Genomic DNA, 24,909 nt, shown 5'->3' on the forward strand with positions numbered 1-24,909 from the left:
GAACATGGGCGGCGTGCTAGAGTTTCTGATCTTTTTTCTCATCGGATTGGTCGGCATGGAGTTCGTGGCCTGGTTCACCCACCGCTTCATCATGCACGGCGTACTGTGGTGCTGGCATCGCTCGCATCACCGTGAGCGCCAGGGCGTTTTTGAACTCAACGACTTGTTCGCGGTATTTTTTGCGCTGCCGGCCATCGTTCTGATTTATCTCGGCACCGAAGCCGGCCATGGCTGGGCGCTGGCATTAGGTCTCGGCGTGACGGGCTACGGGGTTATCTACTTCGTATTTCATGATGGCCTTGTGCATCGTCGGTTTCGTGTGCCCTTGAATCGGCGGCGTGCGTTCTGGCGCCATCGCATCGAGGCGCATCGACTTCATCACTCGACCAGTACCCGCGAAGGGGCGGTGTCGTTCGGATTTCTGATCGTGCCCTCGCCACAGTCGCTCAAGCAGGCGCTGATGAAGAAGCGAAACCGTCAGGCCTGACTCGGCTCGGTTACTCCTCAAAGGGCTCATTCGAGCCCTTTTTTCATGCATCAAGGCAGACGTTCTCACGCCGTTAATCTCCTATGACGTTCCGGCAGGCATCCGCTTGCGCGCATGGAGAGGTTATGACCCATTTTCACGCGACCCAGCGTGGCTTCACCCTGATCGAAGTGCTTGTCACTCTGGTCATCGTCAGTATCGGCGTGATGGGCGCGGTGGCCCTTCAACTCAACTCGCTCAGAGCCAGCGACGCCGCGCTCAGCCGTACTCGGGCAACGCTTCTGGCCGAAGGCATTGTCGAGCGGGTGCGCGCAAACCCCACTGCCGAAGCGCTCGTAATCTATAACGTCGGTGAGTCCACCGACCCTGTGCTCGGAAGCGGTGTGCGATCGCGTGTCGAGTGCACTGCCAGCGCGTGCTCGGCAAGTGACTGGGCAAAGCGTGACCTGTGGGATATCGACCAGCAGCTTCAGCGCGAAGGGCCTGCCTCTACGCTTGATGGCCTGCCCGAAGGCAGGGCCTGCATTGTTGTGTCCGATCAGCGTGTCACGGCAGATGTTGTGTGGCAGGGCAGTGGCGGGGGGGATGTCACACTCACCGACTGTGGTCGTGATGTGATTTCCACAGGGCGGCGAGCCGTTCGAATTGAAAGCGCGGTGGTGGCGCCATGAGCCGTCAGCGTCAGCGGGGCGCCGGATTAATCGAGCTGATGATTGCGCTTTTGATCGGGAGCGTGCTGACCACGGCCCTGATCGGGTTTTATCTTCAATCGGCGCGGGACTTTCGCTATCAGCAGGCTGTAACGCAGGTCCAAGAGACCGGCCGGTTCACGACGCATTTTATTGCCGATCAATTAAAACGCGCCGGTTTCTGGGGCTTTGCCTGGGAAGCAAGCTTCGAAGGGAGCTTTACTTCGGCCGACGATCAATTAATCGACGAGGCCAGAGCCGGCTACAGCGATAGGCTTGGGCCCTTGCCGGTCTGGAGTGGGGTGTCGCCGTGCAAAAGCCCCGGATGCGCGCTGGTGCCGACAGGCTATCGAGCGTCTTCTGCCGCGCCTGCGTCGGATGTCCTGATGCTCCGCTACGCCGACACCTCGGATGCCGGCGGGGCCACGCTGAACCTGGCCAGCAAGGGCGCCTGCCTGCACCTTTCCTTGAATGAAACCAATGACTGTGGCGCCGTAAAGGGGGGCACCCCCCGCGAGCTTTGGAGCTATCGGGCGCTTGCCTTTGCCATCCGCCAAATCTGTGAGAACGGGCAGGGGCGTCGTACGGCCTGCACAGGCGCATTCGAGATCGCGCGCCCGGCGCTTTATATGGGCGTGCTGACCGAGTCGACCTACCGCATGACCGAGGTGGCTCCAGGCGTGGAGCTCTTGCGGCTTGAATGGGGGCTCGACACCAACACCGATGGCAGGCCTGACCGTGTGGCAACCGGCGCCCTGTCGAGCGAGCAGGCACGTCAGGCCGTCAGCGCGACGCTTTTTGTGGTGGTTCAAAGCGTGCCGCTTGATCAAAGCCTTACACGCGCGCAACCCACGCTCCGGCTGGGCGAGATTTTCTATACACCGCCTGAGGACAACCGAGTACGGCGCGTGTTCTCTACCACGGTTGCGCTCGGTAATGTTCAAAGCCGCCGGGCGTTCGGCGAGGTGGCGCCATGAAAAACCAGCGCGGGTTTGTCTTGATGATGGCCATGATTTTGCTGTTCGGGCTGGCGCTTCTTGGCGCCACGCTCAGCAAGAGCGGCGTGCTGGGCCTGTCGTTGTCGCATCGGACTCAGGAAAGCGTGGACAATTTTCAGGACACCAACGGGCGCCTGGCCGTTCGACTGGGGAGTACATGGAGTCAGGCTAATCGAACGGCGCTCCTGGCGCTGGCATTGGGGGAACGATTCACCGAGGACACCGGGCATTCGGTAACGCTTGTGAACAGGGTGCTGACGTGCGCGTCTGAAGCTGAGCTTCGCGCCATGGGCAGCGATACCACGACAGTGCTGCGACGGGTGGTCGACATCGAGGTGAGCGGCGGCGATGGAAAGGGGCAGGCGCCATATACCTTGCATCAGGGCATGGTGGTGTCGATGCCAGGTGCAGGCAGTCGCCAGTCGCTGGATATACGAACCCTGAACATACAGGAGAATACCCAATGCGGGTCGTGATCGCGCTCTTATGGGCCCTGTTAATGGCCCAGGTTGCCAAGGCCGATGACACCAGCATCTATCTGCCGGAATACGTTTCAGGCCAGCCTCAGGTGCTGATCGTGTTCGATAACTCCGGCAGCATGGCGACCGTGGTGCCGAACTCCGGTGGCAAGACCCGCATGGAGATTGGTAAGGACGTCGTTCAACGGTTGGTGGCCAACTACCCGAACATCAACTTCGGTTTGAGCGTATTCAACAATAACGCCGCTGATGTCTACTGTACGGACTCCTGGTGCTCGATGAGCGGGCGATACGCCGTTGAGAATCGCCATAATGGCGGGCGCATTGTGCGCGCGTTGAGTCCGGACAACCAACAAAGTGCCAGTTCCCGGCAGGCCCTTTCGAATACGATCAATTCGCTGACGCCGCAGACCTCGACGCCGCTGTGCGAGACCATGTATGAGGTATACCGCTACTTTACCGGTTCGGCCCCGGTATTTGGCCTCGATAAGGCTTCGGCCGATACGCCGAATGTCGATGGTAATGCATTGACCAGCACCGCCGCGGGCGTCCGATACCGTTCACCGCTTCGTATGTGCGAAAACGTCTATGTGGTGTACGTGACCGATGGGTTCCCTCAGTGGGATACGCGCGCCAATGCAGCGATCAAGGCCGAAACGGGCAAGTCCTGTGGCCGATATACGACGATCAACCCGGTCAACAGCGATGAGAACGTTCTCGCCGAGAACTGTTTGCCAACGCTTACCAGGCATCTAGCCACCACCGATCTCTCCCCGACCCTTCAGGGTACCCAGCACGCCTATACCTTTACCGTCGGCTTTACGACTGAACAAAAGCTCCTCGAAGATGCAGCAACAACTCCCGATGGCATCTCGAAAGGCTATTTCACCGCCAACGACGAAGACGAGCTGACGCAGGCCTTCACGGCCATCGTGACCTCGATTCTGGGGCTAAAGCCGGATCAAAGGGGCGTGGTCACGGTGGCAAGCGCCGATGGATTCGTGAATGACTCGGTGGTCTATCAGCCGCTCTTTCAGCCCAAGCCCAGTCAGCGTTGGACCGGTAACCTCAAGAAGTTCGAATACGACACACGCAGTGGCTCTGTCGATGACAGCACGGAAGCCTGGACGCCTTCGCTCTATGATCCCTCGACGGCGGTTGAAAGCGGTGGCGTTGGCGCGCGGCTTCGAGACCGATTCAAACGAGCGGAAGGCCACGTGTACACGCCGACGGCTCGAGCCATCTACACCGATCGTGGGAGTGGTAACAGCGGGTTGCAGCCTCTTGCAACGCTCGGTCAGGGCGCCTTGACCCTGAGCTCGACAGTCGCATCCAAACTTCGAGAGACGTTCTATAGCCAGCAGGACGTGGTGGACTGGTTGATTGGCAAGGACGTTACCGGTGAAAACGCCACTAAAAGCACCGACAATATCCGGCCCTGGTTAATGGGTGACATCCTTCACGCCTCTCCGCTTGCGATCAACTATGGCTGCCCTGGTAGCAAGTGCATTTCTACCGTGTTCGCGGCCACCAATGAGGGCATGGTGCATGCCTTCGATGGCGACAGCGGCGCGGAGCGCTGGGCCTTCTGGCCATCGTCGATGAGCGACATGGCCGTCTACCGAATGCTAAACCTGCCGGCTGCGTATTTGACTCCCGACGGCGAGACGTTCAAGCAGGCCGGCCGCTACGGCCTCGATGGGCCGATGACCCGATTCACGTTGCCCGATGGCAATGGAGCCTTCACCACACGACTGACCGTCGGCATGCGCCGTGGGGGGTTTAGCTATTACGCGCTCGACGTCAGTGAGCCTGAATCGCCGCCGACACTGGCCTTTCATATCTCGCCCAGCCAAAAGGCATTCAGCGGACTCGGCCAGAGCTGGTCATCGCTGACGCCAACGGTTATGCCCGCCGCCGAGGACTCAGGCCCGACGCGAAAGGTCTTCGTGTTCGGTGGCGGCTACGACCCGAACAAGGACGCCGACGGAGTCGGCACCGATGACGCGCGCGGTCGAGGCGTTTATATCGTCGATGCATTGTCTGGTGCCCTGGTTGCGCACCTTGCAGCGTCGAACCTGACGGACAGCGTGCCTTCCGACATTCTAACGGTGGACAGTAATGGCGATGGTGTGACCGATCGGATGTTTTTCGGCGATACCGGAGGTAATGTCTGGATGGGAGACGTCAGTGCGCGCGAGGTTAACAAATGGCGACTCGAGCGTATTGCAGCTCTTGGGCGTGATCGGAATGGCTCTGCCAGCAATGACCGCCGCTTCTTTGCGTCCCCAGCCCTCTGGCGAACCACACTTGATGGCGAAGCTGTGGATCTTCTGGTGCTTGGCAGTGGCAATCGGGCACGGCCTCAATCGCGTGCGACTGAAAACCGGCTTTACCTGCTGAATGTGACCGAGCGCTTGAAAGGCGCGGGGACGACTCGAGTAATCGGCGATGGCGATCTTCAGGTGGCGATGGAAAACATCGTGAATACCGGCAAGACACTGGGCGCCGGGTGGAAGCTTCTGTTCGATAATCCCGGTGAGAAAGTGTTTTCAAGGGGCGTGCTGGTGGCGGATTCGCTGCTGTTTACCTCGTATGCGCCCTCCAGCGCCCCGAATATATGCACCCCTGCCTCGGGGTCGACCCAGCTTCACATCGTGACGCTTGCCCGAAAGAATGGTGTGTTCACTGTACGGGCGGCTCAGTCGAAAGTTGGGGAGTTCATTCAGGCGCCACCGGAGGCGCTGGTGACCGAGCAAGCGACGTTTCTGGCCGGGGTCGACGGCGAGGTCGTATCCGAACTTTTCAAAAAGGTCGAGGCCTCGGGCCGGGTGACCGAGCAGGGCGGCGTGCTCAATCAGATGGTGACCTTTCCTGCGTATTGGTACAGGGAGTGAAAAATTAGTCATTAGTATGGATAATGCGCGTCTCCGGGAAGTACCACTTTTTAATTGGTGAATATTAATTAGCCGTTGCATGTGTCTTCCTTACTCGCTTGGCGGGCCTGATGAACTCTCGGGTCGGCATGCGCACGATTCATCGATATCGAGACGGTTATGCACCTTTCGCCTGCCACCCTTGTCTGGTCCCTTTGCCTGGTGCTCATTACGGTGTGCCTTGGCTGCGCTGCGCTTTGCCAGATGCGTTTACGGCTCAACGCCTCCAGAGAACAGCGTTGGAAGGCGGCGCTCGAAGGCAGTGGGTGCAGTGTCTGGTGGCTGAACCCGAAAGACTGGTCGATCCGCTATACCAGCGACGCGCCACGGGCGCTGGGGTACGAAGGGCTTGGGTCGCATCTGACCTGGGCGCAGTGGCTGTCATTCGTCAAACAGGACGACATTGCCCGCGTTGAGCGGGCATTGGCGCGCCACATTGACGGCCGGGATGGGTGCTATCAGTGCGAGTATCAGGTGCTGAATGCGCGTGGAGACTACGAATGGATTCGAGCCAAGGGGAGCCTGGCTCGGTTTGGCAGCACGGTGCTTGTGTGTGGCACCTTTGTGCGGATTACCCAGGAAAAGCAGTTCCATCTCGAGCGCGAGCGATTGATCAGTTCGGCTCAGGAAGAGAAGGAGCGTTTGAAAACGACCCTGTTTTCGATCGAGGATGCCGTTATCACGGTCGATGGGAATGGACGGATCATGTTCATGAACCCCGCCGCCGAGCAGTTGATCGGGTATGCGTTTGATGAGGTCGCAGGTGCCGATGTCGTCGACGTGTTAAAGATTGCCCCGAGTGACTCGATGCACCCATTTACCCGCTGCGCAGAGCGCGGACACATGCAGGTCATGGATTCGCCGGTGGCGCTCAAAAATCAGTTCGGGGAGCAGTTGTCGGTTCGGGGCAAGGTGTCGCCGATGCGAAGTTTCGAGGGTGAGTTCGCCGGCGCCGTAATTACCCTGCAGGATGTGACCCATTCCACCGTTTTGCAGCAGCAGCTCAACCACAGCCACGATCATGACGCCCTGACTGGCACCCTGAACCGCGCCGGCTTTGAACGGCGGCTTAAGCGCGCGCTCAAGAAAGACCCGGAGGCGAGCGAGGGGCATGAGGAGGACGTTGAGCCGGTATGCGCCTTGATCGTTTTGGATATCGACCGCTTCAAGCTGGTCAACGACCTGGCCGGACATATCGCTGGCGACAGATTGCTGTGCGAGGTGGCGGTGAAACTTAAGACGCTTGCCGGTGATCAGGCGATGCTCGCTCGACTGGGTGGTGACGAGTTCGGCGTGATGCGGCCGTTCAAGGATACGTTTCAGGCCCGCCAGTTTGCAGAGTCACTGCTCGAGAGTCTTCATGAGCATGCGTTCAGCTGGCAGGGGCGGCTTTATGATGCCTCGTCCAGCATGGGCATGGTGATGTTTACCAAGGGCAGCCATACCGTCAGTGAGTTGCTCAGCAAGGCCGACATCGCAAGCCACAGCTCCAAGCGAAACGGCGGCAATCGGCTGAGTGTTTTCGAACCGGGCGAGCTCGCGGTGGAGCGCCACGCCGAGGAAATGAGCGTGGCGGCCGAAATGCGGGAAGCGCTCGCCAAGGAACGCTTTGTCCTCTACGAACAGCCGATTCGTTGCTTGAATGGTCTGCATCGAGATCATATCGAAGTGCTTTTGCGCATGCGTGATCGCCATGGCACCTTGATCGCGCCGGGGCTGTTCATTCCAGTGGCGGAGCAGTATGGGCTGATGCCTTCGGTCGACCGTTGGGTCATTCGCGAGGTGTTGATCGAACGAGGCGCTTCGCTTTCTGGCCGGGATGTCGGGGTGAGCATTAACCTGTCGGGCGCGTCCTTGAACGATCCGAACTTTCCCGAGTTTCTGGCAACCGTACTCGAGCAGACCCAATTGCCGCCCTCAAGCATCGTGTTCGAGCTGACCGAAACGGCACTGGTCAATCACATCGACCGAGCTCGGGAACTCATTCTCGGGCTTCGAGCGCGCGGGTGTCGCATCGCCCTTGACGATTTCGGAAGCGGGGTCAGCTCCTTCAGCTATATCCAGCAGTTCGAGGTCGATATCATCAAGATCGATGGCGCGTTCGTGAAGCATCTGCTGGACAGCCCGCTTGACCGGGTCATCGTCGAGTCGATCCAGCGCGTGGCTGATCAGATCAAGGCCATGACGGTGGCGGAATATGTTGAAAGTGCCGAACTCTACCGTGCGCTTTCTCATATCGGAATCAATTACGCCCAGGGCTATTTCATTCAGGCACCGGTGCCAATGCCGCTGCCAGGCGAGATGGTGTCACAGATCACCACATGATGTACGTGTGTCCCGTTCTCGGCGAAGCCGACCCATGGCATTAAGCACCAGTGCGTAAGGCATGGCCTGAGCCTTCGGTGCTGCGGGGCAAATGAGAAATCGGCCATTCAAGGCCTGGCGCCATGGAAGGGGGTGATAATCGAGCGTGCGCCGAAACCCGCGCCACCGCACCTGCACCCGCTCTGAAAAGGTGTGTCGTGCAATGATCTGATCCGTGCCCCGGTTCATGACCAACACCGCCTGCCACTCCACGTTCGTTTGACAGTGTGTTCCATCGGCACTGCCGCATACCCTGATGCTGTGCTGTGTGGCCCGGCTACTTTGCCTTGCCACGGCGAGCAGCCGGCTGAGCGTTGTTAGGTCGGCTTCGATCTCCCGCTCCGTCGTCGTTCCCATCTGCGCTAGACTAAGTGCAGTGAGCAAGCCTGCGAGCGCAAGCGCACACAAACTGGACACCAACGAGAAGCCGCGTTGTCGTGCAACAGTTAACATTAACATTTTATATTAGGGGTGTTTAATTGAACGATGTAGTGGTTATCGGCGGCGGCGTCTCAGGCCTTATGACGGCCAAGTATCTGGTGGAGGCAGGCGCAAGCGTGACGGTAATCGACCGCCAGGACTGCGCGCGTGAGGCGTCATGGGCCGGCGGCGGCATCGTTTCACCGCTTTACCCCTGGCGATACCGGCGCTGCGTCAATGAACTGGCGCGCCACTCGATTGCCGAATACCCGCAGGTGGTAACGGCACTGACGGAGGCGACCGGCATCGACCCGGAATTTTCCAGGCCTGGCATCTACTACATCGATGTCGATGACACCGACGACATCCTTGAGTGGGCTCGCGCGCTTTCCGCCACCGTATTGCCGCAGGAAGGTCCGTCCATTGGAGCGTCGCTACCCACCTTGTCCCACCGCTATGACAGCGGTGTTTTCATGCCGGGCCTTGGCAGCCTCAGAACGCCGAGGCTGGGGCAGGCGCTTAGGCGCTGGGCGCAGGAGTCGCCTCATGTACGCTTACTTGAGGGGGTCGAAGTAAAGCGCGTGCGCATCGATCAATCCCGGGCGATCGGCGTGGAGACCTCGCATTCGCTTTTAAGCGCCGGCGACGTGGTGGTGTGTAGTGGTGCCTGGAGCGGGGAGCTGCTGGCGGCCAATCGCATCACCCTGCCGGTGTACCCGGTCAAGGGGCAGATGCTGTTGTTCAAGGCCTCGCCTGAATTTCTGTCCCATGTGGTGCTCTCGCACGGGTTTTATGCAATTCCACGGCGGGATGGACATGTGCTTGTCGGTAGTACGTTTGAAGAGGTGGGCTTTGACAAGACGCCGAGCGAGCAGGCCCGAGCGCTGCTGTTCGATCAGGCGCTCGACCTTTTTCCTGCGTTGATCGACTGCCCGGTCGTCCACCACTGGGCGGGCCTGCGCCCGGGCGCGCCAGATAGCATCCCCCATATCGGGCCGGTTGCCGACATCAAGGGGCTCTGGGTGAACGCCGGCCACTTCGGAAACGGCGTGGTTCTGGCGCCCGGGGCCAGCCGTTTATTGGTCGAGCAGATGACAGGCGATCCCTGCTGCGTGGATCCGGCCTCGTATCACACGGCGCTCAAGAACTGCGCCATGGGTTAATGGCGATCGTTTCGTTGCAGGTACTGCACCCGATGCGCCTGACAGCAAAAGTGATCCGCCCCGTGGCGCACGGCGTCCGGCTCCGGTATGTGCAGCTGGCACTGAGCGCAGCGCACCATGCGGTGTTCCTCATTCGAATGGGCGGCCGGGTTTGACGCCTTGAGCGACCGCGTTTTGCGCTTGAGTGCGCGATAGGCCATGAAGCCAAGCCATATGAGCGCAAGAAGGATCAGAAAGCGTGCCATGATATTCCTTGGTAGGTCACCGTTCACAATGCGTACAATGAGCCCATGTTATCAAACAGCCGCCTGAATGACCGCTACTCAGACCGAGCGTGACGTTCGGGCGCGAGCCATGTAGTCGGCGCAAGGCGCCCCGGGAATAAAAGAAAGGTTGTTCATGGATCAAGAGTATTCAACCCCATCGGATGCAACGTCGTTGACCGTGGTCATGGCCCAGCTCGACCCGCTGGTCGGTGACGTCAGGGGCAACGCCCTGAAAGCTATCGAAGGTGTGCGCGAGGCGCGAATCGAACATCACGCTGACATCGTCGTGCTGCCTGAGCTTTTCCTGACAGGCTATCCCCCTGAGGATTTGCTGCTGCGTGATTCGATGCACGCCCGGGTCGAGGAGGCGCTTGAGACCATGGCCGCGCAGATGGCCTCCGATGTACTGGTCGTGATCGGGTATCCCGCTCTTAGAGACGGCAAGCGTTATAACGTCGCCGGTGCCCTGTATGGCGGTCAGTGGCTTCATGAATACCGCAAGCAGGCCCTGCCCAATTACCTGGTCTTCGACGAGCAGCGCTATTTCGAGGCAGGAAATGCGCCGTGCGTATTCGAGTTCAAGGGGGCACGACTGGCGCTTCTGATCTGTGAGGACTTGTGGGACGACGGCCCCATCGAGCGGATCAAGGATCAGGGCGTCGATATCATTCTTTCCCCCAATGGCTCGCCTTACCACGTCGACAAGTTCGAGGAGCGTGTGGCGCTGATGAGCCAGCGCGCCCGCCAGGCCGGTGCCAGTATTGTCTACGTCAACCAGATCGGCGGTCAGGATGAGCTGGTGTTCGATGGGGCATCTTTTGCACTCGATGCAAACGGTGACACCGTTGTCCAGGCGCCGGCCTGGGAAGTGGGGATCATGCCGGTACAGTTCGAACGTCGCGATGAGCGTTTCGTGCCGCTTGCCGGTGAGCGCTACCCCTGGCCCACGGATGAGGAGTCGCTTTACTGCGCGCTGGTCTCCGGTGTGCGGGACTACGTCAATAAAAGCGGGTTCAAGGGCGTGGTGCTCGGACTTTCAGGCGGCATCGATTCGGGCCTGTCACTTGCCATCGCGGTCGATGCACTCGGCGCTGATCGAGTGCACGCGGTCATGATGCCCTATCACTACACCGCTGAAATCTCGCGAGAAGACGCCGCCGAGCAGGCCCGGGCGCTCGGGGTCGAGTACGACGTCATGCCGATCGCGCCGATGGTTGAGGCCTTCACCGAGACGTTATCGCAAAGCTTCGAAGGGCTTGCACGCGACACGACCGAGGAAAACCTTCAGTCGCGCTGTCGTGGCGTGCTGTTGATGGCGATCTCCAACAAGAAGGGCCTGATGGTACTGACGACAGGCAACAAGAGCGAAATGGCGGTCGGCTACGCCACGCTTTATGGAGATATGGTCGGTGGCTATAACGCGCTCAAGGACGTCTACAAGACCTGGGTGTATCGACTGGCGCGCTGGCGCAATCAGCAGGGCGACGGCGAGATGATTCCCGATCGGGTGATTACGCGCCCGCCGTCGGCTGAGTTGGCGCCGGATCAGAAGGACTCCGACTCCCTGCCCGAGTACGACGTACTCGATGGGATTCTTCGCTGCTACATCGAGGGCGATGAGAGCCTTGAAACCATCGTTGGGCGCGGGTATCAGCATGACGATGTCGAGCGCACCATTCGTCTGGTCGATCGTAACGAATACAAGCGGCGCCAGGCCCCACCAGGCGTACGTGTGACCCGGCGAGGCTTTGGCCGCGACCGGCGCTACCCGATCGTCAACGGCTGGCAGCCCGGTAATTGAACCTGTTCCTGCGCGCATAAAAAAACCCTGCCTAGGCAGGGTTTTTTATTGGCCCGGGCTGTCATCAGCCAGCGCCGTGTGCTTTCAGCGGTTTGGCATCAACGTAGCGTGGCACGAACGTGGCGCCTCGCAGTCGGTCATTTTTCGGATCGTTCTTGATCAGCTCGGTCAGAACTTCTCTTGCGCGATCCTTCATGCCAAGGCCCAGATAGCCTTCCACCATTACCGCAAGCGCATCGCGTGTGGCCGGTGTCTGCGGGTAATGATCGATAACCCACTGGCCGCGCTTGACCGCCGCAGTGTAGGCCTCTTTGCGCAGATAGAAATCGGCGGCCTGCAGTTCGTTTCGAGCCAGCACGTTTCGAAGATAAATGATGCGCTGTCGGGCATCGGGGGCGTAGGGGCTGTCCGGGAAGCGACGAACCAGCTCGCCGAAATCGACGTAGGCATCCCGGGTCGCGCCGAGATCGCGTTTTGAAATGTCGATCAGATCAAGGCCTTCAAGACTGAACCGGCCGGCCTCCCAGGCCGCGAGACCGCGCAGGTAATAGGCGTAATCGACCTGAGCGTTGTCCGGGTGCAGACGAATGAAGCGGCTGGCTGCAGCGCGTGTCTGATCCCAGTTCTCAACCTGGTAGTAGCCGTAGATCAGCTCGAGCTGAGCCTGTTCGGCGTAGTCGCCGAACGGGTAGCGGCTGTCCAGCGCTTCCAGATAGTTGACCGCCGCCGAATAGCGCCCATCGTCGAGTGCCTTCTGGGCTTGTTGATAAAGTTGTTGCTCAGGAGCGTCCTGAGTCTGCTTGTTGCCGTCGCCTGCGCAACCGGCCAGCAGGCCCAGCGTCAACGCGAGTACACTCAGAGAAATGGCGCGCATCATTTTCCTCATATCGGGCATTTCTTGATGGGCGTGATAGACTTCGCCGCGATGATCCGTCAAGCCCTCGGGCTTTGATCGGGTACTATAAAGCATCACTTGATGATAAGACACCTTGGGGCATCGACGCCCGGGAGAGTGGATGGCCGATAAGATAGAGCGCGACCGGACGGTACCGGACGAAATGATGGGATGGCGTCTGGATCAGGCGGCGGCGGAGCTGTTCAGCGAGTTCTCTCGCCAGCGTCTCAAACAGTGGATCAACGAACAGGCCCTGTTGTGCGATGGGGCGCCGGCCAAGCCCAAATCAAAGGTACAGGGCGGCGAATCCTTGACCATCAACGCCGAGCTGGCGCCTCAGGGCGACTGGACGCCGGAAGCCATTGAACTTGATATTCGCTTCGAAGATGACAGTGTCCTGGTGATCAACAAGCCCTCGGGGCTCGTGGTGCATCCGGCGGCGGGCAACTACGATGGCACGCTGTTGAATGCGCTGATTCATCACTGTCCCTCGCTTACCCAGCTGCCCCGAGCCGGCATCGTGCATCGACTCGACAAGCTGACCACGGGGCTTATGGTCGTTGCGAAAACACTGCAGGCTCAGACCTCGCTGGTGGAGCAGCTTCAGGAAAAAACGGTCACGCGTGAGTACGACGCCATCGTCAATGGCCCCATGATCGCGGGTGGCCACGTCGACCAGCCCATCGGGCGCCACCCGAAGGACCGCAAGCGCCAGGCTGTGGTCAGCGCTGGCAAGCCGGCCGTGACGCATTACCGCGTTCAGGAACGTTTTCGTGGCCATACGCACGTGCGCTGCAGGCTTGAGACCGGGCGAACGCACCAGATCCGCGTTCACATGGCCCATGTGCATCACCCGCTGGTCGGTGATCCGGTCTATGGTGGCCGGCTTAAACAGGTGGCCGGTGCCAGTGAGGTGCTCAAGGAGACGTTGCGCGGCTTCAATCGACAGGCGCTACATGCGCGGCGCTTGAGCTTCGATCACCCTGACCACGGCGAGCCGGTGACGATCGAAGCCGAGTTGCCGGATGACATGCAGATCTTGCTGCATCACCTTCGAACCGACACGGAAGAATACGCGTCATGATTCCCTCCCGACCGACCCTGTTGCTGCCCGAATGGGAGGCGCCCAGCACCGTGGGTGCGTTCATGACCACGCGGGAAACCGGGCCGAGTCGGGCGCCGTACACGGCTTTCAACCCGGCCATGCACGTCGGCGATGACGCAGAGACCGTCTCGCTTTGCCGTCAGTTGATCAGCGATGAGATCGGTGATGACCGCCCGATCCTCTGGCTCGATCAGGTGCACGGCACCACCGTTCAGCGCCGGTTCGAGACCGCGCCAAAAGCCGACGCCGCCATCGCCTATGATGCCGAGTACGCCTGTGCGGTGATGACCGCTGATTGCCTGCCGCTGTTTATCTGCGATGGCGCCGGTACGCAGGTCTCGGTGGTTCATGCCGGGTGGCGCGGCCTGCGTGACGGCGTGATTGAAGCGGCCATTGATGCGTTCGAGGCTGATCCAGCGGATCTTCTTGTCTGGCTCGGTCCTGCCATCTCAAATGCGCAGTTCGAAGTCGGCGAAGAGGTGCGTGAGGCGTTTCTCGAGGTGCAGCCCGAGGCGTTCAAGGCGTTTGATCCAAGCCCGTATCGGCTCAAGCATTACATGGGCGATCTGTACAAGCTTGCAAGACAGCGTCTGACCGGGCTCGGGGTGCATCGCATCAGCGGTGGGCATTTCTGTACCGCCTCCGACGAGCGGTTCTATTCCTACCGCCGTGACGGCGTCACCGGCCGCATGGCAAGCGTTATCTGGCTGGCGCGCTGAGCAAGTCTGACTGGGTTTTTTAGCGCGCCCTACCTTGAAATCCATCGGTTCGCCACTATCTATAAGTCATCATTGAACTAAATGGCATCGCTGATTCAGGGGCTTTCGAGCCACTTGAGCCCAGATGCCTGGAGGATGACTCATGAGAATGGATCGACTGACCAGCAAGCTTCAAAACGCACTCGCCGACGCTCAGTCGCTCGCGGTCGGGCGGGGCCATAACGAGCTGCAGCCCGCCCATGTGTTGAGCGCGCTATTCGATGCGCGTGACAGCGGCTTCAAATCGCTGATTCAAAAGGCCGGTGGCAACCCCGACCAGGTGCGCCGCGGGCTGGAATCGCACCTTGATAACCTGCCGACCGTCAGCCAGTTCGACGGCAACGTCGGCATGAGCCAGTCGCTCGGCCAGCTTCTGAATCTGGCCGACCGCGAGGCGCAAGGCCGCGGCGATCAATACGTCGCCAGCGAGCTGCTGCTGGTGGCCGCGCTTGAAATGAAGCACGACGTCAGCAAGCTCTTGAAGCAGGCCGGACTCGATGCCAAGCACGTGCGCGCCGCGATCGATCAGCTTCGAGGCGGCGAGACGGTCGATGACGCATCCGCTGAAGAGACCCGTGAGGCGCTCGAGAAGTACACCACCGACCTGACTGCGCGTGCCGCCAGTGGCAAGCTTGATCCCGTGATCGGCCGAGACGAGGAAATTCGCCGAACCATTCAGGTGCTTCAGCGCCGCACCAAGAACAACCCGGTCCTGATCGGTGAGCCTGGTGTGGGCAAGACCGCCATTGTCGAGGGGCTCGCCAGCCGTATCGTCAATGGTGAAGTGCCGGAAGGGCTCAAGAACAAGCGTGTTCTGTCGCTTGATCTCGGTGCGCTGCTGGCCGGGGCCAAGTACCGCGGCGATTTCGAGGAGCGCCTCAAGGGCGTGCTCAATGAGCTGTCAAAGGAAGAGGGTCGGGTGATTCTCTTCATCGACGAGCTGCACACCATGGTCGGTGCGGGCAAGGCCGAAGGCTCGATGGACGCGGGCAACATGCTCAAACCCGCGCTTGCCCGCGGTGAGCTTCACTGCGTGGGCGCGACCACTCTTGATGAATATCGCCAGGACATTGAAAAGGACGCCGCGCTCGAGCGTCGCTTTCAGAAAGTCCTGGTCGATGAGCCGTCCGAAGAAGACACCATCGCGATTCTTCGCGGGTTGAAAGAGCGTTACGAGGTCCATCACGGCGTCGATATTACCGATTCGGCGATCATCGCGGCGGCCAAGCTTTCCACGCGCTACATCACCGACCGGCAGCTGCCGGACAAGGCCATCGATCTGATCGATGAGGCCGCCTCGCGCATTCGCATGGAGATGGATTCCAAGCCCGAGGAAATGGACCGGCTCGAACGGCGCCTGATTCAGCTCAAGATCGAGCGCGAGGCGCTCAAGAAAGAGACCGATGAGGCGTCCCGTCGCCGGCTCGAAACGCTCGAGACCACCATCGGTGAGCTTGAGCGTGAATACGCCGACCTCGACGAGGTCTGGACCGCCGAGAAAGCGAGTCTTCAGGGCGCGGCTCAGTACAAGGCCGAGCTCGAGCAGGCCCGTATCGAGCTTGAGACCGCGCGGCGACAGGGCGATCTCGGGAAAATGTCCGAGCTTCAGTACGGCCGGATTCCAGAGCTTGAGCGCAAGATCAGCGAGGCCGGCGAAGCCGAGCAGACGCCGCTTCATCTGCTGCGCTCCAACGTGACCGAGGAAGAGATTGCCGAGGTGGTGTCACGCTGGACCGGCATTCCGGTGGCCAAGATGCTCGAAGGCGAGCGCGACAAGCTGCTGCGCATGGAAGAGGCACTGCATGAGCGCGTAATCGGTCAAAACGAAGCAGTAGAGGCGGTTTCCAATGCGGTGCGTCGCTCGCGCGCCGGCATCAGTGATCCGAACCGACCGAACGGCTCGTTCCTGTTTCTCGGGCCAACCGGGGTCGGCAAGACCGAGCTGTGCAAGTCGCTTGCCAACTTCCTGTTCGATACCGAAGAGGCCATGGTGCGCATCGATATGTCCGAGTTCATGGAGAAGCATTCCGTGGCTCGCTTGATCGGGGCGCCGCCGGGGTACGTCGGCTATGAAGAGGGCGGCTATCTGACCGAAGCCGTTCGCCGCAAGCCCTATTCGGTGCTGCTGCTTGATGAGGTCGAAAAGGCCCACCCGGATGTGTTCAATATCCTGTTGCAGGTGCTGGAAGACGGTCGACTGACCGACGGTCAGGGGCGCACGGTCGACTTCCGTAACACCGTAGTGGTCATGACCTCGAACATGGGCAGCGACGTCATTCAGGCCTTTGGCGGCGGTGAATCCGACTACGACGCGATGAAGCGCTCGGTCATGGACGTGGTCAGTAACCACTTCCGGCCCGAGCTGATCAACCGCATCGATGAGGTCGTGGTGTTCCACGCTCTGGCGAAAAATGAGATTGCGCGGATTGCCTCGATCCAGCTCGACCGCCTGCGTCAGCGCCTCAAGGAGCGTGACATGGCGCTTGAGGTTTCGGAGGCTGCGATGGCGAAACTGGCCGAGGCCGGATTTGACCCGGTCTACGGTGCCCGCCCGCTCAAGCGTGCGATTCAGAGTCAGCTCGAAAACCCGTTGGCGCAGGCGCTGCTGTCCGGACGCTTCGGGCCGGGCGACACCATCGAGGTGGATGTCGAGGACGATGCGCTGTCGTTCCATACCAAATCGGCGTAAGCGCAATATCTTTCCATGCCGCATTGACGTAATAAAAAACCCCGCCTAGGCGGGGTTTTTTATTACGTCAATGCGTAGCTCTAAGGGGCGTGATGATCACCTATGAGTAGTAGGCGTACCGCGTAATCGAGCATCGCTTTGACGCGATGACCGGTTCAGGCGCCTAACAGGTGTCGGAGGCGACGTCAGGGTAGAGGTCCATCAGTGCGCGCAGGACGCCATTGGTCCAGCCGAAGCCGTCCTGGGCCGGATATTCACCGCCCTCGGCGCGCTTCTTGTCGACCACGTTATACTTTTCGATCAGTTTGCCTTCCTCGCAGAAACGCTCGATGTTGGTTTCGATCCAGCGACTGGCGATGTCGCGCGCGAGCGCGCGCTGACCGTAGTGACGAAGTCCGATCACCGAGACCCACTGCAGGGGTGCCCAGCCGTTGGGCTTGTCCCATTGCTCTTCGGTTTCGAGATTGGTGGCGCTGAGTCCGCCCCGCTCCAGCAGGTGGCGCTCCATTGCGCGGGCGGTGCGCTCTGCCTGATCGGTGGTGGCGGCCTGCACGTAGAGCGGAAAGGCCATGGCGCCGCTGACGCTCTGGGTCTGTGTGCGCTCGTGCCAGAGATAGTCGCGGAAGAAGCCGGCGTCATCGTCCCAGAAGAGGGTGCGAATTACGTCGCGCCGCTTGCGGGCACGCTGCTGATAGAACCGGGTCTGGGTCATGTTGTCTTCGAGTTCGAAACCGCGGGCGATCATCGCCTCCAGACGATACATCAGGCAGTTCAGATCCACCGGTGCGACATCTATGGTACGAATCGTTGCCAGATGATGACCGTCGGCCAGCCAGCGAGAGCTAAAATCCCAGCCGCTTTCACCGGCGGCGCGAATGTTGCGCCAGACGTCTTCGTGAGGCCGTGAAATATGGCGCGCGGTCAGGATGTCCTCTCGGAACGATTCTGGGCGGGGCGTGTTTTCATCGTCCCAGTAGCGGTTCAGCAGGGTGCCATCAGAAAGCTTGATTACTCGGCGATGAGACTGCTCCGGCGGAAGCGTATCCGCGCCATCCATCCAGTAGTTGTATTCCTTTACCAGCATCGGCAGGTAGTGACGATAGATGCCATCGCCCTCGTGCAATGCGCGCATGGCGACCATGGCCGAAAAGAACGGCGGTTGGGAGCGCGACAGGTAGTAGGTGCGGTTGCCATTGGGAACATGACCGTAGGTTTCGATCAGAAACGCGAAGTTGTCGGTCATTTCCCGCACCGTGCGATCAAGGCCGCTGACCTGTAGCCCGAGCATGGTGAAGTAACTGTCCCAGTAATACACCTCGTTGAATCGACCGCCGGGCACCACGTAGTCGTACGGTAGCGGCAGACGTGAGGAGTGCGGGTTCAGGTCCGTACCGAGATGCCGGGTCAGTACCGGCCAAAGCTGGTCGATGTGCTTGGAGATCGATTGGCCGGGCTCGGGGGTGTAATCCTGCTCGGTGTCCTGTTCGACGAAATGTGCCTCGATGAACGTTTTCAACGCTTCATCGCTGAACGGGCCATGCTTTTCCTTGATCGCCCGGTAATGAGACAGCACGGTTTCAGGCGGCAGGGACGGAACCATATCGACGAACGTTTTACTGTCGGCAAAGAGATGACGGTTCTGAACGTCCATAAAAAGATCGCCCCAGAGCTTGGGTGGGGCAGGGGTCGTTTTATGCAGTGCGTGCTGAGGGGCCGCGTTACCGCTTTGTTTGTCAGTCGCCATCAGCGCTCCGGCAGCTTTGAATTTCAGTATTAAACCAACGTGGCAATCATGATAACAGTGAACCGGCAGGTCGCACTGCTGACCCGATAAATTCCCTGTCAGTGCCTCCGCCACGCTCGGTGGCGCTTGGCGGTTGACACGGTCCGCTCCCTGGTGGAATCTTGGGCGCTCCTGATTGCGGGCGTAAGCGTTGACGAACCACCCTCGTCGCTTACGTAAATGTGGAGCCAGGCTCCACTGATATCCTGTCGAAAGACGGTTCGGGCAGGGCGCAGTATACGCCGCCATCCATCTGCCCCGCGAGGGTCCAACCGACCTTCGTCGCTGCTCGCTGACCGCTATCCGGGTCGGCACGTCAGGTCTGACATTCAGGTGCCGTTTGCCTCGGGCGACGGCAGGTGGCCACGCCACCCTCGAACTCCGGTGCGCACCGCACCGTGATTGCGATCGAGACCTAACCTAGAGGAATTACCTGTGGAACTGCTTTCTGGCGCCGACATGATCGCCCGCTTCCTGAAGGATGAGGGCGTTGAGTATGTATATGGGTACCCCGGTGGAGCCGCGCTTCATATCTATGATGCGCTATTTCGCCAGGATGATGTAAAACACATTCTTGTTCGCCACGAACAAGCCGCAACGCACATGGCCGATGGCTATGCGCGCGCTTCCGGCAAGCCGGGCGTGGTGCTGGTCACCTCAGGCCCGGGCGCGACCAATGCCGTTACCGGTATCGCAACGGCCTATATGGATTCCATCCCGATGGTCGTCCTGTGTGGGCAGGTTGCAAGCCATTTGATCGGCGAAGACGCCTTCCAGGAAACCGACATCGTCGGAGTGACTCGGCCGGTCGTCAAACACAGCTTCTCCATCCGTCACGCTTCAGAAATTCCGACCGTGCTCAAGAAGGCGTTCTACTTGGCAAGTTCCGGCCGTCCCGGTCCTGTCGTGGTGGATATTCCGAAAGACATGACCGCGCCGACCGAACGCTACGAGTACGTCTATCCGAAGAAGGTCAAGCTACGCTCCTATAATCCGGTGACCCGTGGCCATACCGGTCAGACCAAAAAGGCCGTTGAGCTGCTTTTAAAGGCCAAGCGCCCGGTCATCTTCGCAGGCGGCGGTGTGGTGTTCGGCAAGGCAAGCGAGGCATTGACCGATCTGGCTCGGCGCTTGAATGTGCCGGTCACGACGTCGCTGATGGGCCTGGGTGCTTATCCGCAGGGCGATCGTCAGTCACTCGGCTGGCTCGGCATGCACGGCTCCTATGAGGCCAATATGGCCATGCACCACGCCGATCTGATTCTTGGCGTCGGCGTTCGCTTCGATGACCGCGTGACCAACAACGTCTCCAAGTTCTGCCCGACCGCGAAAATCATCCACATCGACATCGATCCCAGCTCGATTTCAAAGACCGTGCGGGCCGATGTACCGATCGTGGGCGCGGCCAATCACGTGCTCAACGACATGCTGGGGCTGATTTCCGAGCGTGAGCAGGAAAATCGTGATGATCTCGATGAATGGTGGACCAGCATCGAGCAGTGGCGCGGCGAGCGCGATGGCAAGCTGTACGAGCCGGCAGGGCCGGGCGAGACGCTGAAGCCGCAGCAGGTGGTCGAGGCGGTACACAAGGCCACCGACGGCGACGCCTATGTGGTCACCGATGTTGGTCAGCACCAGATGTTTGCCGGCCAGTACTACAAGTTCAACCAGCCCAACCGCTGGGTGTCCTCAAGCGGTCTCGGCACCATGGGCTTCGGGCTTCCAGCCGCCATGGGCATCAAGTTGAATTACCCGGATGACGACGTTGTGCTGTTTACCGGGGAAGGCAGCTTTCAGATGATGATGCAGGAGCTCTCGACCTGTAAGCAGTTCGGCATCGGGGTCAAGATCGTCAATCTGAACAACCAGTCGCTTGGAATGGTGCGTCAGTGGCAGGATTTGAACTACAAGTCCCGCCATGCTCAGTCCTATATGGAGTCGCTTCCGGATTTCGAGGCGCTGCTCGGTGCTTACGGCTTCCGCGCCATCACGGTGCGTACGCCGGAGGAGCTGGACGCCGCGCTTGAAGAAACGTTCAAGCATCCTCACGAGCTGGTGTTTTTGGATGTGCAGGTCGACCCGCGTGAGCACGTCTATCCGATGCATGTGCCTCTGGGCTCCATGCGCGACATGCTGCTTTCCAAGACGGAGCGAACCTGATGCGCCATATCATCTCAATCTTGCTTGAAAACGAACCGGGCGCGCTGTCGCGCGCCGTAGGGCTCTTCTCTCAGCGTAACTTCAACATCGAGACGTTGAACGTGGCGCCGACCGACGACCCGACGCTGTCGCGTCTGACGGTGACCACCACCGGTGATGAGCGCATCATCGAGCAGATTACCAAGCAGCTCAACAAGCTGATCGACGTGGTCAAGCTGGTGGATCTTACCGAAGGCGCGCACATCGAGCGCGAGCTGATGCTCGTCAAGGTCAAGGCCTACGGCGCCCAGCGCGATGAGGTCAAGCGCACGGTGGACATCTTCCGGGCACAGATCGTTGACGTCACGCCGGGCATCTACACGGTTCAGATCACAGGCGATGCCAGCAAGCTCGACGCGTTCTTAAGCGCTGTCGCGCCTGTTGGCATTCTTGAAGTGGCCCGCACCGGGGTTTCGGGCATTGCCCGCGGCGAGAAAGTACTCAGCGTGTGAGTTGACGCCTTGTCGAGTTATTGAGCCGCTCATCGTGAGCGGCTTTTTTTATGTCTGAATGATGCGTGCGTGTCGGAGGGAGGCGCTCACCGAGAAGCCTCACTGAGTGTCCTCCGGCGGGGCGACTTGAGACCAGAGCGCCATCGTCAGCGGGTTTTTGAGCTTCTTTTGATTGACGCACAAGCCGACATCGTAGGGGGTGAGTGTCGGCTGAACGTCGAGCGCATGAACCCGGTCGGCCAGGGGGCTATTTTCAAGCACCATTTCGGGCACGATGCCGACGCCAAAGCCGAGACTTACCATGCTGACAATGGCTTCGTTGCCCGCCACCTGGGCGTAGATGTGGGGTTTGGTGCCGCGCTCTCGAAACCAGTGCTCGATGCGCTCACGTGCAAGCCCCGATTCAGACAGAATCATCGGAATCCTGTCCCACTGCCTATCGGCGATGCGCGTCTCGAGCCAGTCCGGCCGCTCCCTGGGCGCGATGAACAATAGCGGGGTACGGGCGATCGACTTGAACGCAAGCGCCGGAGGCAGACGGTCTGGTCGTGCTGTAATGGCCATGTCTTCAAGGCCTGACAGAATGCGTGATACCGCGTCCGCCGGGTCACCGGTATGCAATTTAAGCTCGATGCGCGGATAGTTCAGACGAAACTCGCTTAAAAGCTCATACAGAAAGCTGTAGCTGGCGGTCACCGAGCAGTAGATGCTGATTTCCCCGAAGAGCGTGGCGTGCTCCTCCATCAGGGTATGACGCAAGAGGTCCCATTGCTCGAGGGTATCCCGCGCGAACGGGTGAAAGCGCTGGCCGGCGCTGGTTAGACGCACGGTACGGTTGTCGCGCTCGAACAAGGCCACGCCCAGCTGATCTTCCAGGTGTCGAATAGAGCGGCTGAGTGTTGAGGTGCTGACGTGGCACTGAGTGCTTGCCCGACTGAAATTCAGGTGATCGGCGACGGTTAGAAAGTGTTTGAGGGTCTTGAAATCCATTTTGCATTTCCTGCAACGTTTCTTTGCAAATATAGCATTTTACGCAATGAGTGGCGCGCGGTAGAGTGCAGTCAAAGCGCTGCAAAAGACAGCGCATCCCCGAAGCCGGGGGCTCAACGCGGACACGATCTTCAAACCTCTGATTTAAAGGAATTCGACATGCAGGTGTATTACGACAAGGACTGCGATCTGTCGCTGATCCAGGGCAAGAAAGTTGCCATCGTAGGTTACGGCTCACAGGGCCACGCGCACGCACTTAACCTGAAAGAATCCGGTGTCGACGTGACCGTTGCGCTGCGCAAGGGCTCTTCTTCTGCGGCGAAGGCCGAGGGTGCAGGTCTTAAGGTTGCAAGCGTTGCCGGTGCTGCCGCCGATGCGGATCTGGTCATGATTCTGGCGCCTGATGAAAACCAGAAGGCGATCTATGAGCAAGACATCGAGCCGAATCTGAAAGAAGGCGCCACGCTTGCGTTCGCCCACGGCTTCAACATCCATTACAACCAGATCGTTCCGCGCACTGATCTCGATGTCATCATGATCGCGCCGAAGGCACCGGGTCACACCGTTCGCTCCGAGTTCACACGCGGTGGCGGTATCCCGGATCTGATCGCAATCGAGCAGGACGCGTCCGGTCAGGCGAAAAACACTGCCCTGTCCTACGCGGCAGCGATCGGCGGTGGTCGTACCGGTATCATCGAGACCACCTTCCGCGATGAGACCGAGACGGATCTCTTCGGTGAGCAGGCGGTGCTGTGTGGTGGTGCGGTCGAGCTGGTCAAGGCCGGTTTCGAAACGCTGACCGAAGCGGGTTACGCGCCCGAAATGGCCTACTTCGAGTGCCTGCACGAGCTGAAACTGATCGTTGACCTGATGTATGAAGGCGGCATCGCCAACATGAACTACTCCATCTCCAACAACGCGGAGTATGGCGAGTACGTGACCGGGCCTGAAGTCATCAACGAGCAGTCGCGTGAAGCGATGCGCAACGCGCTCAAGCGGATTCAGTCCGGTGAGTACGCCAAGATGTTCATTCAGGAAGGCAACACCAACTATCCGTCCATGCACGCGCGTCGTCGTCTCAATGCCGAGCATGACATCGAGCAGGTCGGTGAGCGTCTTCGTGGCATGATGCCGTGGATCGCGGCCAATCAGCTGGTCGACAAGAGCAAGAACTGATCAGGGATTTGATCCCTCAACAGCACTTGCTACCAACACGGGCGCCTTAGGGCGCCCGTGTTGCGTTTGGGAGGCGGCTATTTGGCGATGAGTCGTCTAGCCTGTCTGTTAATGGCATCATTAACAATGAGTCAACAACAGGATTACTACGTTATGACAAATGATAATCGCCCCCCCGGCGATGAGCAGCCCGCACCTCGAGATTCATTTTCCGAGTTCAAGGAGGATTCGGAAGTTGTCGAAGAGGTCGTGGAGGGCGGTCAGAAAGTACGTCGCCGGGGCATCTATCTCCTGCCCAATCTCTTTACCACGTCTGCGCTGTTTTCAGGATTCTTCGCCGTTGTCGCGGCGCTTAATAACGATTACGCGGCGGCGGCGATCGCCATCTTCGTATCGATGGTGCTCGATGGCTTCGATGGGCGGATCGCGCGGATGACCAATACGCAAAGCGCATTCGGGGCTGAATACGACAGCCTGGCCGACATGACATCATTCGGTGTGGCGCCAGCGATCGTCGCGTTTAGTTGGACGCTTCAGGACATCGGCAAGCTCGGCTGGATCGCGGCGTTTGTGTTTGTTGCCGGTGCCGCGCTTCGTCTGGCACGGTTCAATGTCCAGATCGGAAGCGTCGACAAGAAGTGGTTCATTGGTCTGCCAAGTCCATCCGCGGCGGCCGTCGTTGCAGGGTTTGTCTGGACCTTTCACAACTTCAACGCAGAAGGGTTTGGCTTCAAGCTCTTCATGGCGATCGTCGTGGCGGCTGTCGGTATCCTGATGGTCAGTAATGTGCGTTATTACAGCTTCAAGGACCTCGATTTCAAAGGGCCGGTACCGTTCGTGGTGCTTTTGGCCATCGTGCTTGGTTTTGTCGTGATTTCGGTCGAACCCTCGGTCATGCTGCTGTTGCTCTTTGGCAGCTATGCGCTGTCCGGACCGCTCGGTGCCCTTTGGAGACGATACCGTGGCCACTCCAAGAGCAAGAAGGCGTCCTCCATCGATGAGTCGGTACAGCAAAAGCATCAGGACGCTGCGTCTGATAAACACGACACCTGACGCACACGCCGTCTAAGTTGGAAGTTAGAAGCGCCCCGCAGGCCCCGGTCTGCGGGGCGTTTTTGCATTGGTGTCATCCCGATGTCATCTTTTTTCGACAAAGGGGTTGCGCTTGGGTCAGTGCGTGGGTAAAGTACGCATCCGCTGTCGGGGACGTCGCAAACGGCCAGGCAGTATGAAGTGCGCAAGGCGCTGATTTGGTTTGG

At 59.6% G+C, this 24,909-nt stretch carries 20 protein-coding genes; 15 read left to right on the plus strand and 5 right to left on the minus strand.

Features of this window, described 5'->3' with window-relative positions:
- Positions 1–4: 4 nt before the first annotated feature.
- The 6 genes from NAT49_RS14420 to NAT49_RS14445 all read left to right on the plus strand — a co-directional run bounded on the left by NAT49_RS14420 (position 5) and on the right by NAT49_RS14445 (position 7,914).
- Positions 5–487 carry a sterol desaturase family protein gene (locus NAT49_RS14420; RefSeq protein ID WP_251595440.1) on the plus strand — a complete coding sequence of 161 codons (483 nt, stop codon included), beginning with the start codon at positions 5–7 and terminating at the stop codon, positions 485–487.
- Between the two features lie 125 nt (positions 488–612).
- Positions 613–1,158 (plus strand): type IV pilus modification protein PilV, encoded by a 546-nt coding sequence (pilV, locus tag NAT49_RS14425; protein ID WP_251595442.1) that lies wholly within the window; start codon positions 613–615, stop codon positions 1,156–1,158.
- Complete coding sequence (locus NAT49_RS14430) at positions 1,155–2,153, plus strand: PilW family protein (RefSeq protein ID WP_251595445.1); 999 nt, start codon at positions 1,155–1,157, stop codon at positions 2,151–2,153. Before pilV ends, NAT49_RS14430 begins: the two co-directional genes overlap by 4 nt.
- Entirely contained in the window at positions 2,150–2,650 is a 501-nt protein-coding gene (locus tag NAT49_RS14435) for a hypothetical protein (protein WP_251595447.1), read from the plus strand. Before NAT49_RS14430 ends, NAT49_RS14435 begins: the two co-directional genes overlap by 4 nt.
- Entirely contained in the window at positions 2,638–5,550 is a 2,913-nt protein-coding gene (locus tag NAT49_RS14440) for a PilC/PilY family type IV pilus protein (RefSeq protein ID WP_251595449.1), read from the plus strand. Before NAT49_RS14435 ends, NAT49_RS14440 begins: the two co-directional genes overlap by 13 nt.
- 159 nt (positions 5,551–5,709) lie before the next feature.
- Positions 5,710–7,914 (plus strand): EAL domain-containing protein, encoded by a 2,205-nt coding sequence (locus NAT49_RS14445; RefSeq protein WP_251595451.1) that lies wholly within the window; start codon positions 5,710–5,712, stop codon positions 7,912–7,914.
- Here NAT49_RS14445 and NAT49_RS15100 read toward each other — a convergent pair.
- On the minus strand, positions 7,897–8,412 hold the full coding sequence (locus NAT49_RS15100; RefSeq protein WP_432806152.1) for a GspH/FimT family pseudopilin: 516 nt from the start codon (positions 8,410–8,412) through the stop codon (positions 7,897–7,899). The two genes, NAT49_RS14445 and NAT49_RS15100, sit on opposite strands and share 18 nt — an antisense overlap.
- A gap of 20 nt (positions 8,413–8,432) precedes the next feature.
- Here NAT49_RS15100 and thiO point away from each other — a divergent pair, with 20 nt between their 5' ends.
- Positions 8,433–9,536, plus strand: a complete 1,104-nt coding sequence (thiO, locus tag NAT49_RS14450; protein WP_251595453.1) for a glycine oxidase ThiO — start codon at positions 8,433–8,435, stop codon at positions 9,534–9,536.
- On the opposite strand, the gene NAT49_RS14455 is transcribed toward thiO, so the two are convergent.
- Complete coding sequence (locus NAT49_RS14455) at positions 9,533–9,781, minus strand: PP0621 family protein (protein ID WP_251595455.1); 249 nt, start codon at positions 9,779–9,781, stop codon at positions 9,533–9,535. The genes thiO and NAT49_RS14455 overlap by 4 nt on opposite strands.
- A gap of 154 nt (positions 9,782–9,935) precedes the next feature.
- Between NAT49_RS14455 and NAT49_RS14460 the strand changes: the two genes are divergently transcribed.
- The gene (locus tag NAT49_RS14460; protein WP_251595457.1) at positions 9,936–11,603 is read left to right on the plus strand and encodes an NAD+ synthase; all 1,668 of its coding nucleotides are present in this window, start codon (positions 9,936–9,938) and stop codon (positions 11,601–11,603) included.
- A gap of 64 nt (positions 11,604–11,667) precedes the next feature.
- On the opposite strand, the gene NAT49_RS14465 is transcribed toward NAT49_RS14460, so the two are convergent.
- Entirely contained in the window at positions 11,668–12,477 is an 810-nt protein-coding gene (locus tag NAT49_RS14465; RefSeq protein ID WP_251595459.1) for an outer membrane protein assembly factor BamD, read from the minus strand.
- 142 nt (positions 12,478–12,619) lie between these two features.
- Here NAT49_RS14465 and rluD point away from each other — a divergent pair, with 142 nt between their 5' ends.
- The 3 genes from rluD (at position 12,620) to clpB (ending at position 17,050) form a co-directional block, all read left to right on the plus strand.
- Positions 12,620–13,582: a 23S rRNA pseudouridine(1911/1915/1917) synthase RluD gene (rluD, locus tag NAT49_RS14470; RefSeq protein WP_251595461.1), complete on the plus strand. Its 963-nt coding sequence runs from the start codon at positions 12,620–12,622 to the stop codon at positions 13,580–13,582.
- Complete coding sequence (pgeF, locus tag NAT49_RS14475) at positions 13,579–14,322, plus strand: peptidoglycan editing factor PgeF (protein ID WP_251595463.1); 744 nt, start codon at positions 13,579–13,581, stop codon at positions 14,320–14,322. Before rluD ends, pgeF begins: the two co-directional genes overlap by 4 nt.
- A 142-nt stretch (positions 14,323–14,464) precedes the next feature.
- Positions 14,465–17,050 carry an ATP-dependent chaperone ClpB gene (gene clpB, locus NAT49_RS14480; RefSeq protein ID WP_251595465.1) on the plus strand — a complete coding sequence of 862 codons (2,586 nt, stop codon included), beginning with the start codon at positions 14,465–14,467 and terminating at the stop codon, positions 17,048–17,050.
- A 163-nt stretch (positions 17,051–17,213) separates the two neighbouring features.
- Here the strand turns inward: clpB and treF are convergent, their stop codons facing one another.
- On the minus strand, positions 17,214–19,082 hold the full coding sequence (gene treF / locus NAT49_RS14485) for an alpha,alpha-trehalase TreF (protein WP_285836168.1): 1,869 nt from the start codon (positions 19,080–19,082) through the stop codon (positions 17,214–17,216).
- Positions 19,083–19,268: 186 nt separating this feature from the next.
- Here treF and NAT49_RS14490 point away from each other — a divergent pair, with 186 nt between their 5' ends.
- Positions 19,269–20,993 (plus strand): acetolactate synthase 3 large subunit, encoded by a 1,725-nt coding sequence (locus NAT49_RS14490; RefSeq protein WP_251595469.1) that lies wholly within the window; start codon positions 19,269–19,271, stop codon positions 20,991–20,993.
- Positions 20,993–21,484, plus strand: coding sequence for an acetolactate synthase small subunit (gene ilvN, locus NAT49_RS14495; RefSeq protein WP_251595471.1), 492 nt, complete (start codon positions 20,993–20,995; stop codon positions 21,482–21,484). Before NAT49_RS14490 ends, ilvN begins: the two co-directional genes overlap by 1 nt.
- Before the next feature lie 99 nt (positions 21,485–21,583).
- Here ilvN and ilvY read toward each other — a convergent pair whose 3' ends face one another.
- On the minus strand, positions 21,584–22,474 hold the full coding sequence (ilvY, locus tag NAT49_RS14500; protein WP_251595473.1) for an HTH-type transcriptional activator IlvY: 891 nt from the start codon (positions 22,472–22,474) through the stop codon (positions 21,584–21,586).
- 159 nt (positions 22,475–22,633) lie between these two features.
- Between ilvY and ilvC the strand changes: the two genes are divergently transcribed.
- The gene (ilvC, locus tag NAT49_RS14505) at positions 22,634–23,650 is read left to right on the plus strand and encodes a ketol-acid reductoisomerase (RefSeq protein WP_251595475.1); all 1,017 of its coding nucleotides are present in this window, start codon (positions 22,634–22,636) and stop codon (positions 23,648–23,650) included.
- A 153-nt stretch (positions 23,651–23,803) separates the two neighbouring features.
- The gene (pssA, locus tag NAT49_RS14510; RefSeq protein WP_251595477.1) at positions 23,804–24,703 is read left to right on the plus strand and encodes a CDP-diacylglycerol--serine O-phosphatidyltransferase; all 900 of its coding nucleotides are present in this window, start codon (positions 23,804–23,806) and stop codon (positions 24,701–24,703) included.
- The last annotated feature ends 206 nt before the right edge of the window (positions 24,704–24,909 follow it).

The organism is Larsenimonas suaedae (assembly GCF_023712105.1).
GTDB classification, from domain to species: domain Bacteria; phylum Pseudomonadota; class Gammaproteobacteria; order Pseudomonadales; family Halomonadaceae; genus Larsenimonas; species Larsenimonas suaedae.